This is a genomic window from Blastomonas sp. UPD001, assembly GCF_003426715.1.
Classification (GTDB): domain Bacteria; phylum Pseudomonadota; class Alphaproteobacteria; order Sphingomonadales; family Sphingomonadaceae; genus Blastomonas.
This window is the reverse complement of record NZ_QKVT01000001.1, coordinates 2,609,402-2,619,490: the sequence shown is the minus strand read 5'-3', so window position 1 is coordinate 2,619,490 and position 10,089 is coordinate 2,609,402. Positions and strand designations below refer to the sequence as shown.

At 65.8% G+C, this 10,089-nt stretch carries 7 protein-coding genes; 1 reads left to right on the top strand and 6 read right to left on the bottom strand.

Translation table 11 applies throughout. From position 1 onward, the window contains the following. Window positions 1-63: 63 nt before the first annotated feature. The 6 genes from DM995_RS13315 to DM995_RS13290 all read right to left on the bottom strand — a co-directional run bounded on the left by DM995_RS13315 (window position 64) and on the right by DM995_RS13290 (window position 7,665). Complete coding sequence (locus DM995_RS13315) at window positions 64-405, bottom strand: hypothetical protein (RefSeq protein WP_232824384.1); 342 nt, start codon at window positions 403-405, stop codon at window positions 64-66. A 188-nt stretch (window positions 406-593) separates the two neighbouring features. After that, complete coding sequence (locus DM995_RS13310; RefSeq protein ID WP_157973207.1) at window positions 594-995, bottom strand: nuclear transport factor 2 family protein; 402 nt, start codon at window positions 993-995, stop codon at window positions 594-596. 114 nt (window positions 996-1,109) lie between these two features. Further along, window positions 1,110-2,108, bottom strand: a complete 999-nt coding sequence (locus DM995_RS13305; RefSeq protein ID WP_116969735.1) for an NADP-dependent oxidoreductase — start codon at window positions 2,106-2,108, stop codon at window positions 1,110-1,112. A gap of 133 nt (window positions 2,109-2,241) precedes the next feature. Further along, complete coding sequence (locus DM995_RS13300) at window positions 2,242-3,801, bottom strand: long-chain-fatty-acid--CoA ligase (RefSeq protein ID WP_116969734.1); 1,560 nt, start codon at window positions 3,799-3,801, stop codon at window positions 2,242-2,244. Window positions 3,802-3,805: 4 nt separating this feature from the next. Further along, window positions 3,806-5,266 carry a carotenoid oxygenase family protein gene (locus DM995_RS13295; protein ID WP_157973206.1) on the bottom strand — a complete coding sequence of 487 codons (1,461 nt, stop codon included), beginning with the start codon at window positions 5,264-5,266 and terminating at the stop codon, window positions 3,806-3,808. A gap of 83 nt (window positions 5,267-5,349) precedes the next feature. Continuing rightward, window positions 5,350-7,665: a TonB-dependent receptor gene (locus DM995_RS13290; RefSeq protein WP_116969732.1), complete on the bottom strand. Its 2,316-nt coding sequence runs from the start codon at window positions 7,663-7,665 to the stop codon at window positions 5,350-5,352. 215 nt (window positions 7,666-7,880) lie between these two features. On the opposite strand from DM995_RS13290, the gene DM995_RS13285 reads away from it, so the two are divergent. After that, entirely contained in the window at window positions 7,881-10,001 is a 2,121-nt protein-coding gene (locus DM995_RS13285) for a molybdopterin-containing oxidoreductase family protein (RefSeq protein ID WP_116969731.1), read from the top strand. Window positions 10,002-10,089: the final 88 nt, after the last annotated feature.

The following is a 10,089-nucleotide window of genomic DNA, read 5'->3' as shown; positions in this document are numbered from 1 at the left end:
ACGAAAAAGGCCGGAGAAGCGGTGTGCTTCCCCGGCCTTTTCGGGTGTCATGGATCGAGAGGATCAATCCAGACGGGCAAGTTCCTTCTTCGAAAGCGAGGTCGTGACCTTGCCTTCGGCGGCGGTCAGGGTCGAGGCGCCGATGCGCACGACCTTGCCCTTGTAGATGACCAGGGCCGAGCCGTCTTCGAGAACGCGGGTCACCTTGCCGACGCGCTTGCCTTCGGCGTCGTAGATGGTCTGGTTCTTCGAGATCAGGGCGTCGTCCTGCGCGAAGGCGGGAGCGGCGGTGGCGGCCAGGAGAACGGCGCCGAGCAGTGCGGAACGAAGGTTCATGATGGCATTCCTTTCAATCGCGGGGAGGACGAACGGGCCCGTGGCGGGCAATCTTGTTGTGGCGTCCATTTAATTGCGCGGTTGATAGGTTTCAATACGCAATGCTGCATTTGCGAATGATATTTTCGCGCAGCCAGATGCATTTTCTGCATGTCTGTATCGGTGGGACGGAAAATCAGAGACTTAGGGCGAAATCACGCGTTGTGCGGCGCAACAAAGTTGCGCTTTTGGCATCTATAGTTCCGCTTTTGCCGGGCTCAATCCCGGTCGAGCGCGCCAACCGCAGCGGGGTCGAAATAGAAAGGCCGGATTTCGGCGACCAGGCCACGCTCGATCCGGAACATTTCCGCCAGCGGCATCGCGGCGCGCCTGCCGGTGGCTCTCGACGTCAGGTGAAAGGTCACCAGGCTGACGACATGTCCGTCGCCCGCCGTCATGGCGTGGAATTCGATGGCGGGGTCCTGCCAGTGCGCCATGACGATGCCGTGCAGCCGCCGCAAGGCATCGCGGCCGTAATAGGTGCCGGCATAAGGCAGGCCCGCCGCCTCATAAATCACCAGGTCGGGCGAGAGCAGCGCCTCGCACGCCGCCCAGTCGCCCGCACCGGCATGGGCATAGACGGCCTGGACGATGGCCTTGAGCTGCGATTCCTCGGTCACGGGCGGTCTCCCTCTGCCGGTTCCCCGCGAAGGCGGGGACCCATCTCCTGCCGGCGGGCCAGACGCAACCGCCTGCAGATGGCCCCTGCCTGCGCAGCGGACCGGCCAATGCCGTCAGATCTTCAGCATCTGCTTGCCGCGATTGGCGCCAGAGAACAGCCGCTGCATCGTCTGCGGCGCATTCTCGAAGCCGTGCTGGATGTCCTCGCGATAGGTCAGCCGCCCGTCATGCACGAAACCCGCAAGCCGCTTGCGAATAGCGGGGAACTCCGCCGCCCAGTCGAGCACGATGAAGCCGGTCATCGTCGCGCGGCGGAAGATCAGGTTGAAATAGTTCTGCGGCCCGGCGGGCATCTGCCCGGTCTCGTAACGGCTGATGCCGCCGCAGATGACGACGCGCGCGCCCGTCGCGATCTGGCTGAGCATGTCGTCGAGGATCGCACCGCCGACATTGTCGAAGATGACATCGACGCCGCGCGGGCAATGCTCCTTGATCGCCTGACGCACGCCGCCCGCCTTGTAGTCGATCGCGGCGTCATAGCCCGCCTCTTCCACCAGCCACGCGCACTTGTCCGCGCCGCCCGCAATGCCGACGACGCGGCACCCGGCGATCTTCGCGAGCTGGCCGACCACCGACCCGGTCGCCCCGGCGGCGCCCGAAACCAGCACGGTATCGCCCGCGACGGGCTTGCCGATCTTGAACAGCCCGCAATAGGCGGTGAGTCCGGTGGTGCCGAGCACCGACATCATCGCGGTCGGCGGCAATTCGGGGTCGCACGGCACCAGCCCCTCGCCGTCGGACAGGTGATATTCGGTCCAGCCGGTCGATCCGATCACCATACTGCCGACCGGGAACTTGCCGCCGTTCGATTCGATCACCTCCGAAATGCCCGAACCGCGCATCACCTCGCCGATCTCGGTCGGCGCGACATAATCGGCGATATTCTCCATCCAGCCCTTCTGCGCCGGATCGAAGCCCAGATAGTGCGTCCTGAGCAGCATCTGGCCCGGCGCCGGCGGGGGGAGATCGCGCGTGACGAGCTCGAAATCGCTGTCCTCGACCGGACGGCCGCGCGGGCGGCCTGCGATCAGCCATTGGCGGGTGGTGGTCATCTGCATTCTCTCCCACAAGTCCTGGTCTCCCGCGCAGGCGGGAGCCCATCTCCTAAGCTGTCACCCGGCACAACGGTCGGGAGATGGGCCCCCGCCTGCGCGGGGGACCGGCCAACCCCACCAAGCCTCCGCGTTACCCGATCTGCCGCTCGCCCTCCTGCCAGTAGAGCTTGCGCAATTCCTTCTTGAGCACCTTGCCCGAGGGGTTGCGCGGCAGTTCGTCGACGAAATCCACGCTCTTGGGGCATTTGAACCCCGCGATCTGCGTGCGGGCAAATGCGATCAGATCGTCGGCGTCGATGCTCTCACCCGGGTGCAGCACGACGATCGCCTTCACCGCCTCGCCCCAGCGCGCATCGGGCACGCCGATCACCGCGCAGTCGCGCACGGCGGGATGGTGGTGCAGCGCGTTCTCGACCTCGGCAGGATAGATATTCTCGCCGCCCGAGACGATCATGTCCTTCACCCGGTCGTAGAGGTACAGATAGCCGTCCTCGTCGCGATAGGCCGCGTCGCCGGTGCGGTACCAGCCCTGGACGAAGGCGCTGGCATTGGCCTCGGGCAGGTTGTGATAGCCCGCCATCACCAAAGGCGCGCGCACCCAGACCTCGCCCACCTCGCCGGGGGCTCGGTCCCGACCGTCCTCGCCGACGATGCGAAGCTCGACATCGGGAAACGGCTTGCCGCAGCCCTTCATCCGCAGCGTGCCCGCGACATCATGGTCCTCGGGCGGCAGATAGACGATCGTGCCGCTGGTCTCGGTCGCGCCGTACATCTGCACGAACTCAGCATTGGGGAACATCTGCATCGATCGGCTGAGCACATCGAGCGGGATCGGCGAGGCCCCATAGGGCAACACGCGCATCGAGGAAAAGTCGGCACCTGCGGCATCGGGATGGTTGAGGATCATGTTGAGCACCGCAGGCACCGCGAACATCTTGGTGATGCCATGGCGCTGCACCGTGGCGATGATGACCGCGACATCGGGCTGGGCCAGGATCACGCCGGTGCCGCCGCCGTTCAGCGTCTGCATCACCCAGGCGGTGCCGCCGATATGGAAGAGCGGCATCGCCACCAGCGACACGTCGCTCGGCCACCAGGCCGCCCAGTCCTCGCCGATCTTGCGCCCCTGGCTGAGCGATGCGGTGAGGCTGCCGTGCGTGAGCAACGCCCCCTTGGGATGGCCCGTCGTGCCCGAGGTGTAGAGCTGCACCGCGACATCCGCCGGTTCCAGCGCGGCGACGCGCTCATCGGGTGCAAAGCCCCGAACCCAGGCGCGGAAATCGAGCCGCCCCTCGAAACCGTTATCGCTGAGCAGGATCGTCTCGAGCCCCGCCTCGGCGCGCACCGCCAGCGCATTGTCCAGCACCGCCGATTGCGTCAGCAGGAAGCGCGCGCCCGCATCCTGGACGATATAGGCGATCTCGCGCGGGACCAGCCGCCAGTTGACCGCCACCGTCACCGCGCCGATGCGCAGCGCCGCGATCAGCAGGATGACATAGTCGACATGGTTGAGGCCGAGAAACGCCACCCGGTCGCCCTTGCCGATGCCGCTCGCCTTGAGCGCGGCGACGCAGCGGCAGGTCAGATCATGGAGCTCGGCATAACTCAGGCCTGCATCGTCCTGGATCAGCGCGGTCTTGTCCGGGGTAGCGGCGGCGCCCCGCGCCACCATGTCGGCGATCATGCTCATGCCATCAGTGCGCCATCGCCTGGGCGTAGAGATCGCCATCGGCGGGGGAGAAATTGCAGTGGAAGCCGCTGGGCACGCGGAAAGGCACGTGCACCCGCGCGATCGGGCCCGAGGCGATGTCGAGCGCGTGGAAGATCGCCAGCTCGCTGCCCGGCGCATCGGCGCGGTGGACCAGCGTCATCGCATAGCCGTCCGCCTCGCCCTCCGGCCCGGTCTTCGCGCCCAGGCGCGGCGCGAAGATCAATTCGCCTGCCGCAGACCCCTTGCCGAAATGATAGATGTCTTCCTGGCCGGTTTGCGTATCGAAGCGTAGCACTGCATCGAGTCCCTCGGCCCGGGCATCGCGCGATTCGAGGTTGATATTGGCAAAGGCCTGGCGCGTCCGCCGCGTCATCAGCCGGTCGTCGGGGCGCGGGAATTGCAGGTCGCGCTCGTTGATCACCTCCTCGCGCAGCATGTCGCTATTCGCATGCAGGTCGATCGTCCAGCGGCGCAGGCTCTGGCGCGTGCCGGCATGCGTCGCGCGCACCCCGGTCTCGTCGGGGAACAGCGCGGTGCCGTTGGCGGCGGCGACATCGGCGATGATCTTGTCCCCTTCTTCCCACACGTTGAGCTCGTGGAACATGTGGCGCGGTTCGTACTCGAACCAGCGCACGTCTTCGGCACTGCCCCGGCGCGGCATCACCGCCAGCTTGGACGGGCGGTCGTTGACCCAGGCGGTCATCGGCCCGCCGCGCATGAAACGGCCCAGATCGGTGTCGATCGGCAGCACGGGAAACACCACCCAGTTCTCGGTGACGAAGAAGGTGTGCATCAGGCTCATGTGCGGCACGGGGATCACCTCGCTGTGCGTCAGCGCCCCGGTGCGGTCGATAATGTCATAGCGGATTTCCGCCGCGCCCATCGGCCCGTTGATCATCGCGCCGATATTGATCAGCTCGCCGGTGGCATGGTCGAGCTTGGGATGCGCGGAGAAGGTGGTCGAGATGGTGCCGCCATAATGCTCCTCGCCGATGGTGCTGAGGTCGCGCGGGTGCATCTCGACCGGCGGCGCGCCTTCCATCAGCGCGAGCAGCTTGCCGCCATGCACGATGATATTGGTGTTGGCGGTGTTGTAGCGCTTGCCCTGCACCGAAGGGTCGGCGGTCATCGGGTTGCCGAACACCCCAAACAATCGCTCGCCCGCGGCCCTTTCCAGCTCGAACTTCTCGGTCCGCACCCAGCGGTTGCGCATCGAGACGCGGCCGTTCTCGATGAAGAAGCCGTAGACCATGCCGTCGCCGTCGAACCAGTGATATTCGTCGCCGCGCGTCGGGTGCAGCGGCTCGGGCCCGTTGCGATAGAAGACCCCGGCCAGATCCTGCGGAATTTCCCCCTCGATCACCAGATCGGGCGCATCGGCCTCGAACCGGTTGGGCGCATGGTGCCCGTGCAGGAAGGGATGCGGGGGAAAGGGCTTGGCCATGGTCGCTGCTGCATGTCCCGTCGGTGGTGACAACAAAAAGCCCGCCGCCCTCATGCGAAGGACGGCGGGCGATGGAGAGGCTATCAGAATTCCAGCATCAGTTCAGCGCCGAACTGCCGCGGCGGGCGGACACCGGCAAAGGCGAACAGGCCCGCCACCGGCAGCGTGCTCGAAAGTCCGCGATTGTCGAGCAGGTTGCGGCCGAACACGCTGAACGTTGCCTGCGCGCCGCCGAAATCGTGCTTGTACGACAGCGTCGAGTCGAGGATCTCGCGCTCCGAGGATTCGCAGCGGCGGTCGTTGGTGATGATGCCCTGCGCTTGCAGCGCGGCGTCGGCGACGATGCAGGTGGTGTACTTGTCGACATAGCGGAAGATGGTGCTCCAGCGGAATTCGCCGTCGCCCACCGGACGCGTGTAGTCGAACCCTGCGGACCAGGCATATTTGGGCGCGCGACGCAGGTCGAGATCGGACACGTCGATGCCGCCGCGCACGAAATTCTGGTAGTTGGCATCGAGATAGGTCGCGGAAAAGTTGAACGACAGGTCGTCGGCGGGAAGCGCGACGATCTCGAGCTCGACACCCTTGATCCGCGCCGAAGCGGCGTTCTCGACGATGGTTTCCTGCGCCTGGATCGCGTTGAACGGCGCTTGCGTCGCGCGCACCAGCTCTTCCTGCTTGTCCGAATAATCGGTCTGGAAGATCGCGATATTGGTGCGCAACCGGCGGTCGAGCCAGTCCGCCTTCAGGCCGATTTCATAGGCGTCGACGATTTCGGGCTGATAGGGGCCGATCGCGGTCGGGGTCGCGGCGCGACCGTTGAAGCCGCCCGAGCGGAAGCCGCGCGAATAGCTCGCATAGACCAGCTGGCCGCCATCGAACTGATAGTCGAGGCTGGCGCGATAGGTGAATTCGCCGAAATCCTCCGAGCCCCGGCAATTGGCGGCGACGATCCCGGCAAAACCGACCGGGCAGGCGCCGGTCGGGCTGAGCGCGAAATTGGTGACCAGCGCCTTTTCATCCTTGGTATAGCGGCCGCCGACGCCGAAGGTCAGGTTGTCCGAGAGCTTGAACCGCGCATCGGCAAAACCGGCATAGGATTTGGAATCGCCGACCGACAGCTGGAAGGCGCTGGCATTGGGGCCGAGAAAGCCGAAGAACGAGGTCTGGCGCAGCGTGTACTGGCTGTCGAAATAATAGGCGCCCAGCACGATATCCATCCAGTCGGTGACGTCGCCGGCAAAGCGGATTTCCTGGCTGAACTGCTCGTAGCGCTGGATGCGCAGCGTGTCGAAGAAGTTGATCGACGCCGAGTCGAAATCCTGCCGCACGCTTTCGTTGTTCTTGCGCCAGCCGGTGACCGAGGTGAGCGTGAAATCGCCAAGTTCGATATTGATCGTGCCGCTGATCGCATCGGTCTTGTTGCGCACCGGCGTCTGGATGTTGCCGAACACCTGATAGAGCAGGCGGCTGTTGGTGGGCGTGCGGTTGCACTGGTTGTTCGGGATCTGGAAGGCGCGGACCAGTCCGACGCCCGGCACCGGCACCTGCAGACAGATCAGGTCGCGGTCGCTGGAGACGCTCGCGGTGGCAACCTCGCCATCCTCTTCCATATGTTCGTAGGTGATCACCGCCTCGATATCGTCTGTCGGCGTGACCAGCGCGGTGACGCCCGCGGTCCACACCTCATACTGGTTGGTGCGGCGGTTGCCCTGCGTCACGTTGCGCAGATAGCCATCGGTATTGTCGTAGAAGAAGAAACCCTTGAACGCGAGAAAGTCGCCGATCATCGGGGTGTTGACGACCAGACGGCCGCGCACCGTGTTGTATTCGGCATAGCCGATCGAGGCGCGCACGCCCCATTCGCCGGTGGGCTTGCTGCGGCGCACGTTGATCACGCCGCCGATCGTGTTGCGGCCGAACAGGGTGCCTTGCGGGCCGCGCAGCACCTCGATCGATTCGAGGTCGAACGCATCGAGCAGCTGGCCGGTATTGGTGCCGATGAACACATCGTCGACCACCACGCCGACCGCCGGGTCGAACGACTTCTCGATATCCTCGAAGCTGATGCCGCGGATCGCGATGGCGGCGGCGGAGGGACCGGCATTGACCGGATCGACCACCAGACCGGGAACGCGCCCGGCAAAGTCGCGAAGATCGTCGACCGCGCCGGTGGCCAGCGCCTCGGAGTCGATGGCGGACACCGCGACCGGCACCGCCTGGAGCGATTCCTCGCGGCGCTGCGCGGTGACGACGATGGTGCGGAGCCCCCCCTCCTCGGCCTGCTCGGCGCTGGTCGCCTGGTCGGAGGCCTCCTGCGCCATGGCCGCCTGGGGCGCCGCGAGCATCGCGAGCCCCAATGCGAAGGTTGATGCCGACAGATAGGTGGACACCCTCATCACAAACCTCCCCTCAATGCTGCGGCCTTCTGCGCCCGCACCTTTTACTATGTTGCGCAAAAATGATCGCAGGCCCGCAATGCCTCAAGTGTCAAAAATGACAGTCGCGGACCCTACGGCAACCGCTAGGCTGGCTGCACAAGGCCAGACTCCGGCCGGGATGCTGCGCGCCTTCCGCGCGGCCTGGCGGAGCATGTGCAGAAGGGGTCAACGCGATGCCGGTACAGCGCAGCTTCTGTCGTTTCTGCCATGCCAATTGCGCCATCCTGGTCGAGACCGAAGGCGACCGGGTGGTGCGCGTATCGGGCGACACCGAGGACCCGGTGTTCGGCGGCTATACCTGCATCAAGGGCCGGCAACTGCCCGAGGCGCATCACCATCCCGAACGCCTGTTGTCTTCGCAGAAAAAGACCCCGCAAGGGTTCGAGCCGATCGCCACCCAGACCGCGCTCGACGAGATCGCGGCGAGGCTGAAACCGCTGATCGACGAGCACGGGCCAGACAGCGTCGCGATCTATGCGGGCACCTATGCCTTCCAGAACAGCGCGGGGGTCGCCTCGGCGATGGCGTTCGCGCAAGGATTGGGCACCCGGCATTTCTATACCAGCGTCACGCTCGACCAGCCCGCGAAGGTCTATACGGCCGCGCAATATGGCAGCTGGGCGGGCGGCGGGCATGTGTTCGGCGAGGCCGATGTCGCCTTTTTCATCGGCAACAATCCGATCGTCTCGCATTACGGCCCGCCCGGCGGCCTGCCACCCTTCTCGCCCTCACGCCGGTTGCGCGATGCGATCGCGGGTGGCCTCAAGCTGATCGTCGCCGATCCGCGGGAGAGCGATGTCGCGGCGCTCGCGCATATCCATCTGCCGGTCAAGCCCGGCGAGGACCCGGCGCTGCTGGCCGGGATGATCCACGTGATCCTGGAGGAACGGCTCTATGACGAGGCGTTCGTGCAAGGCTTTGTCGATGGCCTTGCCGAGCTGAAAGAGGCGGTCTCGGGCTTTCCGCCGCCGGTCGCCGCGGCGCGCGCGGGTGTCGGTGAGGCCGATCTGATCGCCGCCGCGCGGATGTTCGCGGGCGGCGCCAGGGGATCGGCCAGCACCGGCACCGGCCCCGAAATGGCGGGCAACGGCACGCTGACGCAATATCTGGTGAGCAGCCTCAACATCCTGTGCGGCCGCTTCTGCCGCGAGGGCGAGAAGAGCGCGATCCCGCGCATCTTCACGCCGGTCACGCCGCGCCGGGCACAGGTCAATCCGCCGATGAAGCTCTGGGGCGAAGGCTATCCCGCCTCGCGCTTTCGGGGCCTCACCCATCTGATGTTCGAGATGCCGTGCAATGTGCTGGCCGACGAGATTCTCACCCCCGGCCCCGGCCAGATCAAGGCGCTGATCTCGATCGGCGGCAACCCGATGCTCGCCTTTCCCGACCAGGACAAGATGGCGCGCGCGATAGAAGCGCTCGACCTGTTCGTCAGCGTCGATATCCGCGCAGAAGGCGTGTCTGCGCGCCGATCGGACTATATCCTCGCGCCGCTGATGAGCCTCGAGCGCGACGACATCTCGTCGCTGTCCGAATGGTGGTACGAGATTCCCTACGCGCGCTATACCGAGGCGATCCTGCCGCGCCCCGGCGACCTGCTCGACGAATACGAGATGCTCTGGGGGCTGGCGAAACGGCTCGGCACCGGGCTGCCGCTCGCGGGCGGGCCGTGCCCGATGGATGCCTGCCCCGACAAGGAGGCGTTTCTCGACCTCGCGGTCGCGGGCTGCGTCGTGCCGCCGAGCCAGGTCCATGCCGACAGCCCCGACGGCCGAGCGGTCATCTATGAAGACAAGCACCCTATCGTCGAACCGGCGGAACCGGGTCACGAGGCGCGGTTCGATCTGGCGGCAGGCGCGATGCCGCAGCAGCTGATTCGCTATGGCGAGGACGATCCGGCGGCCCGTGGCTATCCCTTCCGGCTGATCTCGCGCCGCAGCCGCCACCGGTTCAACTCGACCGGCGGGCATCTTTCGGCGCTCAAGGCCAAGCGCACCACCAACCCGGCGCATATCCATCCCGACGATCTGGCAGGTCTGGGCGTTCGGGACGGCGAGATGATCCGCATCGCTTCGCCGCATGGCGAGGTCCATGCGCTCGCCAAGGCATCGGCTTCGCTGCGCCGCGGCGTCATCTCGATGGCGCATGGCTATGGCGACCCTGATCACGGGCCCGAAGAGGTTCCGCTGCGCGGGGGATCGACCAACCGGCTGGTGAGCGAAACGGCCGGCTATGATCCGATCACCGGCCAGGCGCTGCAGAGCGCGATCCCGGTCAAGGTGCTGCGTGGTTGAGCGACAGGGGATGCAGGGAAACATGCCTCGCGCTGACGCCAATCCTCCCCTGCAAGCCTGTCCTGAGCGACTGCCGCAGGCAGGCAGT